Origin of the sequence: Thalassotalea litorea (assembly GCF_043642205.1) — a bacterium.
GTDB lineage: Bacteria > Pseudomonadota > Gammaproteobacteria > Enterobacterales > Alteromonadaceae > Thalassotalea_A > Thalassotalea_A litorea.
Genome location: NZ_JBHZSG010000001.1, coordinates 207,192 through 225,133 on the forward strand (window position 1 = coordinate 207,192; position 17,942 = coordinate 225,133).

Below are 17,942 nucleotides of genomic sequence, written 5' to 3' on the forward strand. Positions count from 1 at the left end.
TTGGGGTTGCTCATTTGTTTGATCGACATCAAGCAGGTGAGCAAGCAGTACTTGTTCACATCGATTTTCCGCAAGAAAACGCACGCGAAGATTTACAAGAATTTGAAATGCTGGTGTCTTCCGCCGGTGTCAATGCTCTGACCGTTGTCACTGGACGACGCGATACTCCGCACCCAAAATATTTTGTCGGTAGTGGTAAAGCCGAAGAGGTTGCCGAAGCCGTTAAGGCGTTTCAAGCTGACGTTATCCTATTTAATCATGCCTTGTCACCTTCCCAGGAAAAACACTTAGAAGCACTTTGCCAGTGTCGGGTAATCGATCGCACAACCCTAATTCTCGATATTTTTGCCCAGCGCGCTCGCACCCATGAAGGTAAACTTCAGGTAGAGCTGGCGCAATTACGTCATATATCCAGTCGATTAATTCGCGGTTGGACTCACCTTGAGAGACAAAAAGGTGGTATTGGTTTGCGCGGCCCCGGCGAAACGCAATTGGAAACTGATCGTCGGTTACTGCGCGAACGTATGCACAATATTCAAAAGCGCCTGGAAAAAGTGGAAAAGCAAAGACATCAGGGCAGACGATTGCGGGAACGTGCCGAAATACCAACGGTTTCTTTGGTTGGCTATACCAATGCTGGAAAATCCACCTTATTCAATCAAATTACAGATGCCGAGGTGTATGCTGCCGATCAGCTATTCGCGACGTTGGACCCTACACTTAGGCAGATAAGTTTAAAAGAAGTGGGTAAAGTGATCCTTGCCGATACGGTTGGCTTTATTCGCCACCTGCCACACGACTTGGTTGCTGCATTTAAAGCGACATTAACGGAGACCCGCGAAGCTCAGTTACAACTGCATGTTGTTGATATTTCCGATGACCGGCGCTCTGATAACATCGCTCAGGTCGAATCGGTGCTCGCAGAAATTGAAGCTGATGACATCGATCAATTGTTGATTTGTAATAAAATAGATAATCTGGATGATGTCTCGCCAAAAATTGATCGGGATGAACATGGCAACCCCATACGGGTTTGGCTCTCTGCTCGTGCTAATATAGGTATAGAGCTTTTATTTCAGGCACTTACTGAGCGCCTTGGACAAGACATTGTGCAATATCGGCTGAAAATCCCACCGAGTGCAGGAAAATTGCGGGGAGCATTATACCAACTAAACTGTATATCAGATGAGCAGTTTGATGAGCAGGGAAATTGTCTATTGGACGTTAAACTTCCTTTGCGCGAATGGAAAAAGTTATTAAAACAGGATAATTCTCAATTACAGAACTTTATCCAACATTAATATCAATTACATTAAATAAAACTCACCCGTAGGGAGTTTATCAGAGGCCTGTTTACGGCCTTAGATTGCATTAATATAGAAATGACTATAACAGTGAAATCTATGTTGTAAATGAACCTCTGCCCTAACTCTGAGTAGTGCACAAACTTAGTGTAATTGGTATAACCTACTGATAGTATATTTATAATATACAATTGCCCTTAATAAGAATTGCAATCTAACGGAGAGCGAAATGGCTTGGAACGAACCGGGGAATAATGATAAGGATCCCTGGAAAAATAAAGGTGGTCGTGATCAGGGACCCCCAGATCTAGACGAATTACTTAAAGATCTAGGTAATAAATTCGGTGGAATATTCGGAAATAAACCGAATCGCAATGGCAAAAATAGCTTTAGCGGTTTTGGTTTTTCCATTGTTTTGATTCTGGCGCTTGTGGTTTGGGGTATTAGCGGTTTCTATACCATCAAAGAATCTGACCGTGGCGTGATGTTGCAGTTTGGCGAATATCAAGGCGAAGTGGATCCTGGTATCCATTGGTTGCCGACATTCATCAGGCGTGTGATTTCGGTCAATGTGCAGACAACCAATAATCTTCCTTCGCGTGGTGATATGCTTACCGAAGACGAAAATGTTGTGTTGGTCGAAATGCAGGTTCAATATCGAATCATTGATGCGCGCAACTACCTGTTCAACGTCACCAATGCTAATGAAAGTCTTGCTCATGCGTTCGATAGTGCTATTCGCTATGTTATTGGTCACTCCAAAATGGATGAAGTACTAACGAGTGGTCGTGAACAAGTGCGTCAGGCGGTCTGGGAAGAGCTGGAAAAAATCATTGAACCATACAATATGGGGATTTTGATTTCCGACGTTAACTTTAAAGATGCGCGTCCACCTGAGCAGGTAAAAGATGCGTTTGATGATGCAATTGCTGCTCGAGAAGATGAAGAACGTTTTGTACTGGAAGCGGAGAAGTATGCGCTATCGGTTGAACCAGAAGCTCGTGGTCGAGCCAAACGTATGGAACAGGATGCACTGGCTTATAAACAGCAAATTGTATTGGCTTCGCAAGGTGAAGTGGCCAAATTTGACAAACTGTTACCAGAATACCAAGCTGCGCCTAAAGTAACTCGTGATCGTTTGTATCTGGCAACGATGGAACAGGTATATAGTAAAACCTCTAAGGTTATGGTTGATGTCGAAGGTGGTAACAACATGATGTATTTACCATTGGATAAAATTATGCAACAACAGCCTCAGTTGACTTTGCCTTACAGCCAGGGCTTGCCAACCACCAAACAAACACCCGTACAATCGACAAATTCGACCCCGAACAACCCACCGGGTCGAAGTGACCGCTTTAGTCGGGGGAATAACTAATCATGAAAAACTTTTTAGTGATAATCATCATAGCCTTAGGCTTACTCACGATTTCTTCGGTATTCGTGATTAACGAGACGGAGCGCGGTATTGTGTTCCAATTCTCTAAAATTAAACGAACGGATGCTGGAGAGATGAAAATTTATCCGCCAGGTATTCATTTTAAGATCCCATTAATTGAACGCGTACGCAAAGTTGATGCACGTATTCAAACTTTGGATGCGGCACCGGATCGTTTTGTTACCGCTGAGAAAAAAGATTTATTGGTTGATACCTATGTGAAATGGCGTGTTGCCGATTTCTCCACCTATTATGTTCGTACCAACGGTGGCTCATTGGAAAATGCTCAGGATCTGTTGAAACAGAAAGTGAACAACGGCCTGCGGACTGAGTTTGGTACTCGTACGATTCGTCAAATTGTCTCCGGTGACCGTGACTCTCTGATGGAAAAGGCAAAATTAAGTGCGCAGAGTGCACGCAAAGACTTAGGTATCGAAGTTGTCGATGTTCGAGTTAAGCGTATTAATTTGCCTAAAGAAGTACAAAATTCAATTTTTGACCGTATGCGGGCCGACCGTCAGGCGGTAGCAGCAGAACATCGCTCACAAGGTAGAGAGAAAGCTGAGGTTATTCGTGCGACCGTTGATGCTAAAGTAACGGTTATGTTAGCCGACGCCAAAAAGCAGGCGTTTACACTGCGCGGTGAAGGTGATGCGTTAGCGGCTAAGGTGTACGCGGATTCTTATCAGAAAGATCCGGAGTTCTTTACCTTCTTCCGTTCGTTACAAGCTTATGAAAATAGCTTTAACAGTAAGTCCGATATTCTGGTGGTCAAGCCAGACTCCGACTTCTTTAAGTATCTGAACCAATCCGATAAATAATTTGCAAAAGCCCACATGACTGTGGGCTTTTTTGTATCCTTTGCAGCGTTTTTCTTCGCGAATACTTGAATATGACGTTATCCACATTTCTTACCGCTTTGGCCTTGATGTTAATTCTTGAAGGGTTAGGACCATTCCTTTTTCCTAAACGTTGGCAATCGCTGATGCAAAAACTGGCCAGTGAAGACGCCAAGGTCATCCGCCAAATTGGCTTAGTATTGATTATCTCTGGTTTGGGTTTCTTTTTACTTTTTACGTAATTTCCCTGCAATTATGCCAAGTTAGATTAGAATTAACCCCAGAACTGTAAAAAAGTCGATAAAACGGGTGATCTTTACCTCTATATTTTGGTAGAATCCCCGCCTAATTTTCTTTCAAAAACTGCAATAGATATGGGCAAAAACGTCGTTGTGTTAGGCACCCAATGGGGTGACGAAGGTAAAGGTAAGGTCGTTGACCTGTTAACGGAGAAGGCAAAATATGTCGTTCGTTATCAAGGTGGACACAATGCTGGTCATACATTAGTAATTGACGGTGAGAAGACCGTCCTGCATTTGATCCCATCAGGCGTGTTGCGTGACAACGTAAAATGTCTCATCGGTAACGGGGTAGTCTTGAGCCCGGAAGCCTTGATGAAAGAAATCAAAATGCTCGAAGATCGCGGTGTTCCTGTGCGTGAGCGTTTACTTATCAGCGATGCTTGCCCATTAATTATGCCTTACCATATTTCTTTAGATATGGCGCGCGAAGCAGCGCGTGGTAATAAAGCTATTGGTACCACAGGTCGTGGTATCGGTCCTGCTTATGAGGATAAAGTTGCACGCCGTGGTTTACGGGTAGGCGATTTATTCGATGCAGAGAGCTTTGCAGGCAAGTTAAAAGAAATCATGGAATATCATAATTTCGTGTTAACTAATTACTACAAAGCAGAGCCACTGGACTTTGATAAAGTCCTTGCTGATGCGATGGCGGTAGCCGATATTATCAAGGCGATGACGGCAGATATTAGTGAACTACTGGATCAGGCACGCATCAATGGCGAGTCCATCATGTTTGAAGGTGCACAAGGCACGTTGCTTGATATCGATCACGGTACCTATCCTTATGTAACGTCTTCTAACACGACAGTCGGTGGTGTAGCTACCGGTTGTGGTTTCGGTCCTCGTTATTTGGATTACGTTTTAGGGATCACTAAGGCTTACACGACTCGTGTCGGTTCAGGTCCATTCCCTACAGAATTAAACGACGATATTGGTAACCATTTAGGTACGGTTGGACACGAATTTGGCGCAACCACAGGTCGCGAACGTCGTTGTGGCTGGTTTGATGCCGTTGCAATGCACCGTGCTGTACAAGTCAATTCTATCAGTGGCTTTTGTTTAACTAAGTTAGACGTTCTTGATGGCCTGAAAGAATTGAAGATCTGTACCGGTTACAAAACTGCATCTGGTGAAATCTTGACGGTTCCACCAATGGCGGCTGAAGGTTACGAGAACATCACACCGGTATATGAAACCATGCCTGGATGGGATGAAAAAACGGCAGGCGCGACTAAGCGTGAAGAGCTTCCTGCGAACGCGATTGCATATATCAAGCGTATCGAAGAAGTCACCGGCGTTCCGGTAGATATTATCTCTACTGGCCCAGATCGTAACGAAACTATGATTCTGGTTAATCCGTTCGAGTAATCGAATTGATATAATACTGATTTAAGAAAGCCCGCTTGATAGCGGGTTTTTTTTTGACCGATTGACTAAGCGACAATGTGTGCCTTTAGCGCCCGATTGCACTGGTTAGCTTTATCGGGTAATTTAATCAGGCGGCCTACGGCCGTGAAGAGCTGTGAGGAACAAACGTTGAAGGATATCTATCTTATGATTACTATACCGTCGTTACCGCTTACCAAATGAGCAACGGAACCGCCATGCGCAATTTAGTACCTTATACCTGCTTTAGTTGCAGATGCACATTTAAAAGACCTTTCGAGAAAAAGGTTTTTTACAGAAAATGTCCCACTTGTAGTAAACAAACTGTAATGATGGACATTCGGTTTCGCCCACCTAAAAAATCAGATGATAAACAATGGAAAAAAGTGGAATATCTTGTGGCTCACGGATTCTTTTTTCAAAAAATATATAGGAAAGAGGGGTATGCTCATTATCGAGAAAAATATCCCAAGTCTCTAGAAGAGGCTAAAGAGTTCGTTTTGAAATACAAAGAACAAGCTTACGAGTTTTTATGATTGTAATTTCTGTATGTGGGACGTTTGAGTCGGTCGGTTTTATCCGGTAATTTGGAAGTACAGCCTAGGGCTTCAATGAGCGAACTAGAGACATTCAATTTCTAATCTGCAAAGCACATAAAAGAACTTGATATTAAAATGAAGCCAATGAGCAAATCTCGAAAATTTATAATGGGAATTCTGCGTCAGCATAAATGCCTCCAATTTTTATTGCGGTCCATATGTACTATTTTTGCTGCTCTAGTTATATGCAAATTGTTCTTAATAATTGGAGTTGTCGAAAGACCAATGTTTGGTGGTGTAATAGGCCAGATTTTTATGGGATTTGGAGTATCTCTTGGTCCACTCGCTGTAAAAATTATCTCTAATCCACGGTCCGAATAGATCGAGTTTGAGTCATTGAACCTCCCGCAATTTTTATAAGGTCGACCGTCATCCCGCACTTGATGCGGGACCTCCTATCGCATCCTGTGATCCTAATTATTTCAACTTCTTAGCTCAAGAACTAAGTAAACAAGTCTCAGTAAAACGAAGGGAGGTCCCCTGTCGGAGCAGGGGATGACGGAGTATATCAACAGGATAGCGTATGACTCTGAATCGCACATCAGAGACGTTCGGCTCTCGCCCTAGATGCCGTGTAGTGTCACGGCATGACGCAGTTTTTGTGGCTTTTACCAACGTTTCATAAAATGAAACGTTATCCACCCAATGCGTTTTACGCATTATCCCTCCATTACGATTTATCGTAATCTCCACCCAAAGAAACGTGTTTCTTTCTCCACCTTGAGGGAATTTCAATTCCCGTTGTTGGCACATCAGAGACGTTCGGCTCTAGCCTTAGATGCCGTGTAGTGTCACGGCATGACGCAATAGTTTTTGCTGTTTCTTCCACCTCCCACCTTCCACCAGCGAAGCTTACCTCACACGAACCAGCGTGTGCTCCAAGCTGATGACATCAGCGTACCCGAAGCGACGTTTTCCGTCACGTTCCCGGAGTATCGTTTACAATACGTTCTAAGGGAGCTTCAACTCCCTGCGTCCGTAAACAATTCGCCCCAGGTAAATCTGGTAGGAGGTTCGACCGTTCTAATTTATACCAATTCTCTCTTAACATTCTGTTGGTCTAACGCGTAATATAGAGAGACTGTGTGAGTGCATCTGAAAAATTACAATAAGGCTTTCATTTATGTCCGATCTTCGCCAACAAGCTCTCGATTACCATGCGAATCCGCAACCTGGAAAAATTTCCATGACGGTTACTAAGCCCTCTGAGACCAGTCATGACCTGGCGCTTGCCTATAGCCCAGGTGTAGCCGAACCGGTGCGTGAGATAGCAAATAATGCGGATGCCGTGTTTCAATATACCAATAAAGGCAATACGGTTGCCGTGATATCTAACGGTACTGCGATTTTAGGTTTAGGTAATTTAGGGGCAATGGCCTCAAAACCTGTGATGGAAGGAAAGTCACTTTTATTTAAGCGCTTTGCCAATATTGATAGCTTTGATATACAGATTAATAACGAAGATCCGAAAGCGTTTATTGAAACCGTCGCTAATATTGCTGATAGCTTTGGTGGCATAAACCTTGAAGATATTAAAGCACCGGAATGTTTCGAGATCGAAAAAGCATTGATTGAGCGTTGCCAAGTACCCATATTTCATGATGATCAACACGGTACCGCGATTGTTACGGCAGCGGGAATGCTTAATGCGCTGGAAATTCAGGGCAAAGATATAAATCATGCAAAAATCGTTTGTTTAGGAGCGGGGGCCGCCGCCATTGCCTGTATGCAGTTATTGATCACCTGTGGTGCGCAACGGGAAAACATTTATATGCTGGATCGCAAAGGGGTTATTCACACCTGCCGCGATGATTTAAATGAGTACAAGCGATTGTTTGCGAATAACACCGATAAACGGACCTTGCAGGATGTGCTATTTGAAGCCGATGTGTTTGTCGGAGTATCCGGTCCCAATCTGTTATCGGCCGACGATTTGAAATTAATGGCGAAAAATCCCGTGGTATTTGCATGTTCAAACCCTGATCCTGAAATTACACCGGAAATTGCATTGCAGGCACGCGACGATGTGATTATTGCTACAGGGCGTTCAGATTACCCGAATCAGGTGAACAACGTATTGTGTTTTCCGTTTATATTCAGGGGAGCTCTCGATGTTCGTGCCAAAGAAATTAACAACGCCATGAAAGTGGCAGCGGTTCATGCGATCCGGGCTATTGCCAAACAACCTGTTTCAGATGACGTATTAACGGCAAGTGGGGAAGTGGATTTGGTTTTTGGCAAACACTATATCATTCCTAAACCCATGGACCCGAGATTACTTACCGAAGTTGCACGTGCGGTTGCCCAAGCGGCAATCGATTCAGGCGTGGCGCAAGCACCCATTCCAAATAATGCGATTTATCAAGGTTAAGCCATTGACAAAAAAGGCCCTGGATAGGGCCTTTTTCATTGAGGACATGAGTTAGTCCTGCTCTTTTTTAGCGCTTTCAATGGCTTCAGAGATTGCCCTTTCACTTTCTTTTGACAGCTCTTCATCATTTGGCAGCGGCTGACCGGTGAACGCATGTAAAAATGCTTCACAAAGGAGCTCACTGTTCGTGGCGTGACGTAGGTTATTAACCTGACGACGGGTTCGCTCATCGGTTAATACCTTGAGTACCCGAAGCGGGATAGACACCGTAATCTTTTTTACCTGCTCACTTTTCTTACCGTGTTCCGCGTATGGGTTAATGTATTCGCCATTCCATTCCGCCATGTTAGTTCCTCACGACCATAATTATTGCTAGTGAAATTGTACCCGTTATCCCCTTTGAGTCAACCGATAACGTCTATAAGCAAAGATGTATAGACGTCTAAAAGTTCTTGACCCACTAAAATAATACGTATAGATTTATAGACGTCTAAACATCTACTTTCTAATTGGAACCATCATGAGTCAGGACAAAGCAGCAACAATCGCCGTCCGCGCCGGCATAAATACCGACCAGCATCACAGCGCGGTGGTACCTCCAATCCATCTTTCCAGTACCTATCGCCTGGCCGGTTATGACCAAAAAGGCGATTACGATTATTCCCGTTCAGGCAATCCAACGCGAAGCTCTCTAGGGACGGCTATCGCCGAACTAGAGGAGGGGTGCACTGGCATTGTAACCAGCACCGGCATGGCGGCTATCCATCTTATTTGTCAATTATTGAGTACCGATGATTTATTAGTGATCCCCCATGATTGTTATGGTGGTAGCTACCGTTTATTTACGCATCTGGAAAAACGAGGCTTGTTTAAACTTGCGGTTGTCGATCAAACCGACATTGCACAAGTTGAAGCCGTAATGGCGAAAAAGCCGCGCCTGACGTTGATAGAAACCCCGAGCAATCCTTTATTGCGTATCGTCGATATCGAAAAAATTTGTGGCTTAGCCAAAGCGGCAGGGTCACTGGTTGCAGTGGACAATACCTTTTTGACGCCCTTGCTTCAAAAGCCGTTAACGCTAGGTGCGGATATTGTTATCCATTCAACGACCAAATTCATCAATGGACATAGCGATGTTGTCGCCGGCGCCGTTGTTACCAAAGATAAAGCCTTGGGTGAGGAGCTGGCATGGTGGGCCAATTGCATTGGCATAACGGGCAGTCCTTTTGATAGTTTCCTTACCTTACGTGGTTTAAAAACGTTGCCTGTGCGTTTACAGCAACATCAGAAAAATGCACAAATCCTAATCGATGTGCTTGCGGCGCACCCCGCCGTAGAGAGCCTCTATTACCCTGGTCTTGCAACACATGCCGGGCATGAACTGGCGGCAAAACAACAAGCAGGTTTTGGTTCTATGCTGAGCATTGAACTCAAAGGTGGACTGGCTGCCGTTAAATGTCTGTTTGAACATTTAACCTTATTTACCCTGGCACAATCGCTAGGCGGGGTAGAAAGTTTAATTTCCCATCCTTCTACCATGACCCACGCTGGCATGGATCTCGACGCGCAACTCACCGCAGGTATTAAACCCGGGTTGGTACGCTTGTCGGTTGGCATCGAAGATGCTGACGACTTACTCAATGATTTAACCACTGCTCTGGACAAGTGTCTGGACATCTCGGAGTCGTAATTACCATGTCACATACAACTGCCGTTGGCGATAGCGCCGAAGCTGTCGTCACATCCGGGATTTTGTCGAACCGTATCCTCAACAACAAAACGGTTCACAAATTTGGTGGCTCAAGCCTCGGCACCGTGCAATCCATTGAGAGCGTGTTGGCTATTATTGAACAACGCGTCAATGACAATGACTTAGTAGTCGTATCCGCCAATGGTAAAACGACCGATAAATTGGTTGAGATCATCGAATTGGTGAGCCTGTGTCAGGAAACGGAAGACGAGGCATTCACTCATCTGCTGTTACTGATTCAGGCGGAGCATGAACAGCTTATCGCACAACTTCTGGGCACAGACAAAGATCTTAAAAAAGCTGTAGTCCAGTCTTTGAAGGCGGACATCAGACAAATCCAACAATGGTATCTAAACCAGTCATTAATTGAAAATCGCAATAATGTTCTAGCATTCGGAGAAGTTTGGTCGAGCCGGCTATTGAGTGCGGTATTAAATCAGCGTGGTCGGAAAACGGTAGCCGTTGATACCCGAGAATGTTTTGTGCTGGAGTGTCCGGTAAAAATCACCTTAGATCATCAGCGCTCTGCACAACGCTTACACCGGGTAATTCAACCGCAAACTTTACATATACTGACGGGCTTTATTGCGGTCGATGACAAAGGGATTACGCAAACACTAGGCCGCAACGGCAGTGATTACAGTGCTACTTTAGCCGCCAGTTTAATTGATGCCAGTGATGTCTGCCTGTGGACAGATGTCGACGGCATCTACAGTGCTGACCCGCGTATTGTACCGAGTGCGAAAAAGCTACAACGTATCGAAACATCTGTCGCCAGAGAGTTGGGCCGGTTAGGTAATCCGGTTCTGCACAGCAAAACATTGTCGCCGTTAAAAGATAAGAATATTCATCTGCATATCAACAATACCTTTTATCCACAGCAGTTGGGCTCGGAAGTCGGACTGTTTGGAGATATTGCCCGGCAGGAGGTTTCCATCACTCACTGCAATCAATTAATTGGTTTTCAATCCAAGCATTTTGATGACAAGTTGTTAACTCAACTTCAGCTCAGGTATGTGTTAATTGATGTCGATGAAACGCTTCAGCAAGTGATTGTCTCGGCAGAACAAGCCTATGGATTGCGTCAATATCTGCAAAATTTATGTGTGGACTTTCAAACCCACTCCATGTCTTTGTTGGCCGCCGTCGGGTTTTCAATTCGCGATAGCCATTGGCATCGCGAGTTTGATAAAACCATGGGAAACTCGCCGTATCCGATACAAAAAATCCGTGTTAATTCGCACTCTTTAGTGGCATTTTCTAAATCGGAATGTCAGATTGAATGGGTAAACAAGCTGCATAGCCGGTTAACGCGCCAACATCGCAATATCGGTGTGATTGTTGCCGGTACTGGTAATATCGGGGAAACCTTCCTAAGTAATTTTGTCGCTCAGCAGCGATCCCAGGAAGCGCTGAATCAGGTTCACTTGATTGGTGTGCTTAACTCCACAAAAGCCTGGTTCGATGTCGAAGGTCTGCCCGCCGACAAGGTGATCTCTCAATTTAATGATCACGCTAAGTCCTGCGATATTAATGGTTTAGTGGCTTGGTTGCAGCGCCATCCATTTGATGAAGTGATTGTTGTCGATATTACCCCAAGTCACGTTTTTGCCAATAGCTATCAGCAATTCTTTGAGGCCGGCGTGCATATTATCGCCGCCAATAAATGTGCAAACACCTTCGCTGGTAATGTGTTAAAAGACTTGCAACGTACAGCCAAAAAACAAGATTGCCAATGGTTGAGCAACACTACCGTAGGGGCGGCGTTACCGATAAACTATGCACTTCGGGACTTGATCGAAAGTGGGCATCAAGTTGAAGAAATCAGCGGTATTTTCTCCGGTACTTTGTCGTGGCTATTCAGTAATTTTGATGGCAGTAAGCCTTTCTCGCAGTTGGTGCAAGACGCTCTGGAACTTGGCTTAACGGAACCGGATCCAAGAGATGATTTGTCGGGGTTGGATGTACAGCGTAAATTATTGATCCTTGCCAGACTAGCGGGATTTGCGTTAGATCTTGAAGATATCGATTGCCACTCTCTAGTACCTGAATCACTTAAATCGCTAACTAAGGAAGAGTTTCTTCAACAAAGTCACCTCCTCGATCACGATTTTAACAGACAACTGGCCGCAGCTCAGGGATCGGGGGCTTGTTTGAGATACATTGCAAAACTTTCATTTATTGAAGGTAAATTAACCGCTCGGGTGAGCATTGACGTGCTTGATAATAAACATGCGTTTGCCAATTTAAATCCGTGCGATAATATCTTTTTAGTCAAAACCAATTGGTACCAGGACAACCCTTTGATTATCCAGGGGCCGGGCGCAGGACGAGAAGTTACTGCTGCCGGTTTGCATTCGGACCTCGTTCACCTGTGCAGACAACTTAACAGCAAACATCAGGACGTCGACATTAAGGGGATTAACTCATGAATTATCGTTCCGCCAGACAACTGGACTCACTAAATCGTACGGTCAGTGAACTGACTGCTGACCTGCAGGTTTCTTTTGAATTCTTTCCGCCAAATTCTCCGGAAATGGAAACAACGCTGTGGAATTCTATCGAGCGACTTGCACCATTAAAACCAAATTTTGTATCAGTAACTTATGGTGCCGGAAGCGGAACTCGCGATCGCACCCATGGAGTAATTAAGCGTATTCAAAAAGATACTGGGTTAATTGCTGCTCCTCACCTTACCTGTATTGATGCTGGTCGCGACGAATTAATCCAGATAGCCAAAGATTACTGGCAATCCGGTGTTCGTCATATTGTCGCGTTACGAGGCGATCTGCCTGATTCCGACAAAAAGCCAGGTATGTATGCATCTGACTTGGTGTCGCTGCTGCGAGAGGTTGAAGATTTCGATATTTCGGTTGCGGCCTATCCTGAGACCCATCCTGAAGCGCCCAACGCACAGTTTGATTTGCTAAATTTAAAACGTAAAGTTGAAGCTGGCGCAAACCGGGCTATTACTCAGTTCTTTTTCGATATCGATTCGTATCTGCGTTACCGTGACCGCTGTGTATCGGTTGGTATCGATGTGGAGATAGTCCCGGGTATTTTACCGGTTTCTAATTTTAACACCTTAAAGCGGTTCGCCGGATTGACCAATGTGAATGTGCCTAACTGGATGTACTCTATGTATGATGGTCTGGAAGACGATCCAGCCACCCGCAATCTGGTAGGTGCCAGTATTGCCATGGATATGGTAAAAATTCTGAGAAGCGAAGGCGTAAACCACTTTCATTTCTACACGTTAAATCGCTCCGAACTAACTTATGCTATATGCCATACCTTAGGTATTCGCCCTTAAGTATGGTGTTACGGTAATACCAATCACATTAAATTATTGCTCACTCAGTGAGAATTTAAAGGCTTTTAGGCAAGGCATTGATTGCAGAGAATGGTCGCTCCATTGTCAAAATCAGTAACGCAGGATAAATGCCTTTAAAACTCACCCGTAGGGCGTTTATCAGAGGTCCATTTACAGCCCTATATTTCATATATATAGAATGACTATATCAATAAAATCTATGTTGTAACTGAACCTCTGCCCTAACTCTGAGTTGTGCACAAACTTAATGTGATTGGTATAATTACTGGGTAGGGTTAAACGTCGAACCGACAGACTTTGAACCCTACCGCATAGTGACCGATATGCCGAGGCCATTTTTTACATACAATAATCTTTAATTAATCGGGTAAGCAAATTTAGCGTTGGTGGAATTTGATCGAACGCAAGAAATTCATCCGGTTGATGCGCCTGATCAATTGAGCCAGGTCCAAGAACAATGGTCTGACATCCTAATTGCTGAATAAAAGGTGCCTCTGTGGCATAGTTCACCGCCCGACAACAATGCCCGGTAAGGGATTCAACTTTAGTTACCAATTCGCTGGTATTGTCTTCGGCAAATGCTGGTGAACTTGGATGTAATTCTTTTAGATGTACTCGCCCGGGGTACAGATGGGCAACCGGTTTTAACGCATCAGCTAACCAGCTTAGTAATTCTTCGTCTTTAATACCCGGTAGCGAGCGGATATCGATATCCAGGTAACAGTCACCACAAATGCGGTTGGCATTGTCACCACCACGTATGGCTCCGAAATTTAACGTGGGTTGGGGAACGCTAAATGCTTCATTGCGATAATTTTGTTGTAGGTTCTGTTTAAGTAACATCAACACTTCTATGACGTGGTAGATGATTTCGATCGCATTGACACCCTTGTCAGGCTGACTGGAATGCCCGGACTTTCCCTGCACGCTAATACGATGCGACATATGACCTTTATGCATAACTACCGGTTCAAGGCTTGTCGGTTCTCCAATAATGGCAACATCCGGTCGTATGAGTTGCTGATCGATAAAAAATCTCGCACCCGCCATGGTGGTTTCTTCATCGGCGGTGGCAAGGATATAAACGGGTTTTTTTAAGGATTTGGCGCTTAAGGTTTTACATACCTGCAGAATAAAGGCAAAAAAGCCTTTCATATCGCAAGTGCCCAGACCATAAAATTTATTGTCTTTATCAATAAGTTTAAAGGGATCGCTACCCCAGCGTGCTTCATCAAATGGCACGGTGTCACTATGACCACTCAGTAACAACCCGCCTTCACCTTCGCCTAATTGTGCCAGCAAGTTATATTTACCTGGGCTACCGGGGACTTCATGAATGGAAATCTTAAAACCCAAATCGGCAAACCAGGAAGCAAGTAAATCAATAACCGGACGATTGGATTGGTCCCATTCAGAATCGCAGGAACTGATAGAAGGCACACCGATTAAGTCAGTTAATGCCCGAGTAAAATCTGGTAAATTCGTCATTTAAACTATTTATGCTCTTTTATTGCATAAATTCCCATTTATTGTTATCTTTCGCCTTTCAGTGTAAACAACCGGAAAAGCGCTGGCCAGCATTATTTGATTCGTCTATATTCAAAATTATTGTTAACTATTGCGGTAGGTTGTAAAGGTTTGTCTAAATAATGAACAGGACGGCGCGCCAGGCGAACCTGAAGTGAATAAATATTCAATAAATGACTAGTTATTCACGAACCTGTTCATTAAATAAATATGTGTCAATAAAATCAATTACTCAACTCGTTGTTTAATAACAACATAATATTGAGATTTTGGGTTGAAAACGGCACTAAGAATCATTTAACAAATAAAGTTTAGTCGAAATAGAGGTTTAAGTGAAAATAGCAGTGGTTGGGGCCAGTGGATACGTTGGCGCAGAATTGGTCGCAATATTAGCAAAGCATCCTTTGATAGAAGAGATGCATTTGTTGGTATCGGAAAATAGCGAAGCAAAGAATGTTGCGTTCTCTCAACTGTATCCGCGCTTACAATCAACCTCAACGTTTTCAGAGCAGGCACTGCAGGCATTTAATAGTGATTGGCTCGCTCAATATGGCGGGCAGTTAGACGCCGTATTTATGGCAACTCCCCATGAGTATTCACAGCAATGGGCTAGTGCCTTTTTAGAACAAAATATAAAAGTATTTGATTTATCCGGTGCCTTTCGTTTAAACCAGCCAGCAGATTATCCCGCATATTACGGCTTTGAACATCATTATCCGGATCTCCTGAAAAGTGCGGTTTATGGTCTGGCTGAATTTAATTTTGATCAAATTGCCAAAGCGGATCTGGTTGCCGTTCCTGGTTGCTACCCAACAGCAAGCTTGCTGGCAACAAAGCCTGTCACCAATGCTAACCTGCAACACCCCGATAGCCATATCATTGTCAATGGGGTTAGTGGTGTTAGTGGTGCTGGGCGTAAAGCGTCAATGGCATCTTCATTTAATGAAGTAAGCCTGACAGCCTATAATATCTTGCAACACCGACATCAACCTGAAATCTCTCAAGAATGCGGCCATTCGGTGATTTTTAATCCTCATTTGGCGCCATTTAAGCGTGGTCTGATGGCGACAGTGACTATTCATTGTCGATCTCAGGTAACCAGTGCCGATGTAGAAAAGGCATTTAACGAAGCCTATCAAACTCCGCAAAATGCCATGGTTCGCGTCACTCATGGCTGGCCAAAAATTGATGATGTCAGCCATACCCCATTTGCAAACCTGCATTGGCAATATGACGAAAGCAAACATATTTTAGTGGTTAGCTGTGTTATTGATAACCTATTGAAAGGTGCCGCGTCTCAGGCGGTACAATGCTTTAATCTGGTGATGCAACAACCCATTGGTTGTGCCTTGACTGCCAACGGAGACCATTCGTGAACCCGTTAGTGATAAAAATTGGCGGCGCGATCATGGAAAATCTCCAGGCGCTGGATAAACTATTTTCGGTATTGGTAAAGCTTCAGCAAACGCGGGGTGTGATCATTGTCCATGGTGGTGGCTGTGTTGTGGATGAGCATCTGTTAAAGGCTGGATTTCGTAGCGAAAAGATAAATGGCTTACGGGTGAGTGATAAACGACACATGCCAATCATCACTGGTGCATTGGCTGGTACCGTGAATAAGCAGCTCGTAGCGCAGGCCAATAGCAAACAAATTCATTCGGTTGGTTTGGCATTGCACGATGGTGCTATGGTGAATTGCAAACCCGCAGCCCAAGAATTGGGCCAGGTGGGTGTTCCAGAGGCGGCAAATCCAGAGCTGGCGCAGGCATTATTAACGGCTAAGATGTTGCCAATTATCTGCTCTATCGGTCAGTTGGCAAATGGCGAACTGGTCAATGTTAACGCTGATGATGCTGCCGTTGCGATTAGTGAACTGGTCAATGGTGAACTGCTCTTATTGACCGACGTTGCCGGTGTCAAAGGCGCGGATGGTGATTACCTGCCTTCACTAAATCAGCAACAGGCCAGTCAATTAATAAAAGATGGGGTCATAGCAGGAGGCATGATCGCTAAAGTGAATGCGGCGTTTGACGCAGCGACCCGTTTACGACGAAGTATCGCGGTTACCAGTTGGAAAGCTCCGGAGCAATTATTAACGCTTCACCAAGGAGAATTACTCGGTACCCGCATTTATCCCAACGAATAATAACTTTTTAAATTTACAGGATACTTTGTCAATGAAATACTTTATCAAAGATACTCAGGCGAGCAAAACCGAGCTGGAACAGCTGATTAAACTTGCCATCGATATTAAACAAAATACCCCTAAATATAGCCAGGCCTTAAAAGGTAAATCGGTGGTAACGTTATTTGAAAAACCGTCGTTACGTACTCATGTCAGCTTTGACATCGGTATTGCGAAGCTTGGTGGCCACAGTCTGTATATTGGTCAGCAAAATGGTCAGTTGGGAAAACGTGAACGAGTTAAAGATGTCGCCAAAAATCTGGCGTGCTGGGCTGATGCCATCGTTGCGCGGGTTTTTGATCACCAGGTTTTGCAGGAAATGGCGCAACATGCGTCAATACCCGTGGTCAATGCATTGTGTGATAAATACCATCCTTGCCAGGCGTTAGCAGATTTTCAAAGCTTGACCGAAACCTTTGGCACGGTGGAAAATCTTAACCTTGCTTATGTTGGTGATGGAAATAATGTGTCTAACTCGCTGATGCTGATGGGGAGTATTTTAGGGGCAAATGTCACCGTGATTACCCCTCAAGGCCATGGACCTGGTTCTGAGTTTATAGAGCAAGCAGATAAACTTGCCACCGCCAGTGGCGCCAAATTTAAGGTCAGTGATAATATCGATGATATTGGTGAGCAACAAGCGATATATACCGATACGTGGATCTCAATGGGAGATAACACTAAGGTCGAAGACATTTTAAATAAATTTATGCCGTTTCAGGTAAATGACGCTTTAATGACAAAAACTGGCGCCAGCGCTGTAATGCATTGTCAGCCGGCACATCTGGAGCAGGAAATCACAACCGCATTGTTCGATTCCGAGAAATCTTTGGCATTCGTTCAGGCAGAAAACCGCATGTGGGCGCAAAACGCCGTGCTGGTCACCCTATTACAAGATTAATGAGAA

General features: G+C 44.4%; 15 protein-coding genes. 13 read left to right on the forward strand and 2 right to left on the reverse strand.

Features of this window, described 5'->3' with window-relative positions:
- Positions 1 to 14 precede the first annotated feature (14 nt).
- The 7 genes from hflX to ACHUFQ_RS00860 all read left to right on the forward strand — a co-directional run bounded on the left by hflX (position 15) and on the right by ACHUFQ_RS00860 (position 8,239).
- Positions 15 to 1,301, forward strand: coding sequence for a ribosome rescue GTPase HflX (hflX, locus tag ACHUFQ_RS00830; RefSeq protein ID WP_394172059.1), 1,287 nt, complete (start codon positions 15 to 17; stop codon positions 1,299 to 1,301).
- Positions 1,302 to 1,533: 232 nt separating this feature from the next.
- On the forward strand, positions 1,534 to 2,682 hold the full coding sequence (gene hflK / locus ACHUFQ_RS00835; protein ID WP_394172061.1) for an FtsH protease activity modulator HflK: 1,149 nt from the start codon (positions 1,534 to 1,536) through the stop codon (positions 2,680 to 2,682).
- A gap of 2 nt (positions 2,683 to 2,684) precedes the next feature.
- Positions 2,685 to 3,563 carry a protease modulator HflC gene (gene hflC, locus ACHUFQ_RS00840; protein WP_394172063.1) on the forward strand — a complete coding sequence of 293 codons (879 nt, stop codon included), beginning with the start codon at positions 2,685 to 2,687 and terminating at the stop codon, positions 3,561 to 3,563.
- A 71-nt stretch (positions 3,564 to 3,634) separates the two neighbouring features.
- A complete protein-coding gene (locus tag ACHUFQ_RS00845) occupies positions 3,635 to 3,823 on the forward strand; it encodes a DUF2065 domain-containing protein (RefSeq protein WP_394172065.1) in 189 nt (62 codons plus the stop codon).
- Positions 3,824 to 3,955: 132 nt separating this feature from the next.
- A complete protein-coding gene (locus ACHUFQ_RS00850) occupies positions 3,956 to 5,251 on the forward strand; it encodes an adenylosuccinate synthase (protein ID WP_394172067.1) in 1,296 nt (431 codons plus the stop codon).
- Positions 5,252 to 5,487: 236 nt separating this feature from the next.
- Positions 5,488 to 5,805, forward strand: a complete 318-nt coding sequence (locus ACHUFQ_RS00855; protein WP_394172069.1) for a hypothetical protein — start codon at positions 5,488 to 5,490, stop codon at positions 5,803 to 5,805.
- Between the two features lie 1,186 nt (positions 5,806 to 6,991).
- The gene (locus ACHUFQ_RS00860; protein WP_394172071.1) at positions 6,992 to 8,239 is read left to right on the forward strand and encodes a malic enzyme-like NAD(P)-binding protein; all 1,248 of its coding nucleotides are present in this window, start codon (positions 6,992 to 6,994) and stop codon (positions 8,237 to 8,239) included.
- A 51-nt stretch (positions 8,240 to 8,290) separates the two neighbouring features.
- Here the strand turns inward: ACHUFQ_RS00860 and metJ are convergent, their stop codons facing one another.
- Positions 8,291 to 8,584, reverse strand: a complete 294-nt coding sequence (gene metJ, locus ACHUFQ_RS00865; protein ID WP_394172073.1) for a met regulon transcriptional regulator MetJ — start codon at positions 8,582 to 8,584, stop codon at positions 8,291 to 8,293.
- A gap of 175 nt (positions 8,585 to 8,759) precedes the next feature.
- Here metJ and metB point away from each other — a divergent pair, with 175 nt between their 5' ends.
- The 3 genes from metB to metF are packed head-to-tail and all read left to right on the forward strand — an operon-like array spanning position 8,760 to position 13,302.
- A complete protein-coding gene (gene metB, locus ACHUFQ_RS00870; RefSeq protein WP_394172075.1) occupies positions 8,760 to 9,929 on the forward strand; it encodes a cystathionine gamma-synthase in 1,170 nt (389 codons plus the stop codon).
- Between the two features lie 5 nt (positions 9,930 to 9,934).
- Positions 9,935 to 12,421, forward strand: coding sequence for a bifunctional aspartate kinase/homoserine dehydrogenase II (gene metL, locus ACHUFQ_RS00875; RefSeq protein ID WP_394172077.1), 2,487 nt, complete (start codon positions 9,935 to 9,937; stop codon positions 12,419 to 12,421).
- Positions 12,418 to 13,302, forward strand: a complete 885-nt coding sequence (gene metF / locus ACHUFQ_RS00880; protein ID WP_394172079.1) for a methylenetetrahydrofolate reductase — start codon at positions 12,418 to 12,420, stop codon at positions 13,300 to 13,302. Before metL ends, metF begins: the two co-directional genes overlap by 4 nt.
- A 360-nt stretch (positions 13,303 to 13,662) precedes the next feature.
- Here metF and argE read toward each other — a convergent pair whose 3' ends face one another.
- The gene (gene argE / locus ACHUFQ_RS00885; protein ID WP_394172081.1) at positions 13,663 to 14,811 is read right to left on the reverse strand and encodes an acetylornithine deacetylase; all 1,149 of its coding nucleotides are present in this window, start codon (positions 14,809 to 14,811) and stop codon (positions 13,663 to 13,665) included.
- A gap of 371 nt (positions 14,812 to 15,182) precedes the next feature.
- Here argE and argC point away from each other — a divergent pair, with 371 nt between their 5' ends.
- The 3 genes from argC to ACHUFQ_RS00900 are packed head-to-tail and all read left to right on the forward strand — an operon-like array spanning position 15,183 to position 17,936.
- Positions 15,183 to 16,226, forward strand: coding sequence for an N-acetyl-gamma-glutamyl-phosphate reductase (gene argC / locus ACHUFQ_RS00890; RefSeq protein WP_394172083.1), 1,044 nt, complete (start codon positions 15,183 to 15,185; stop codon positions 16,224 to 16,226).
- Positions 16,223 to 16,996: an acetylglutamate kinase gene (gene argB, locus ACHUFQ_RS00895; RefSeq protein WP_394172085.1), complete on the forward strand. Its 774-nt coding sequence runs from the start codon at positions 16,223 to 16,225 to the stop codon at positions 16,994 to 16,996. The genes argC and argB overlap by 4 nt, the downstream gene beginning before the upstream one ends.
- 31 nt (positions 16,997 to 17,027) lie before the next feature.
- Entirely contained in the window at positions 17,028 to 17,936 is a 909-nt protein-coding gene (locus ACHUFQ_RS00900) for an ornithine carbamoyltransferase (protein ID WP_394172087.1), read from the forward strand.
- Positions 17,937 to 17,942: the final 6 nt, after the last annotated feature.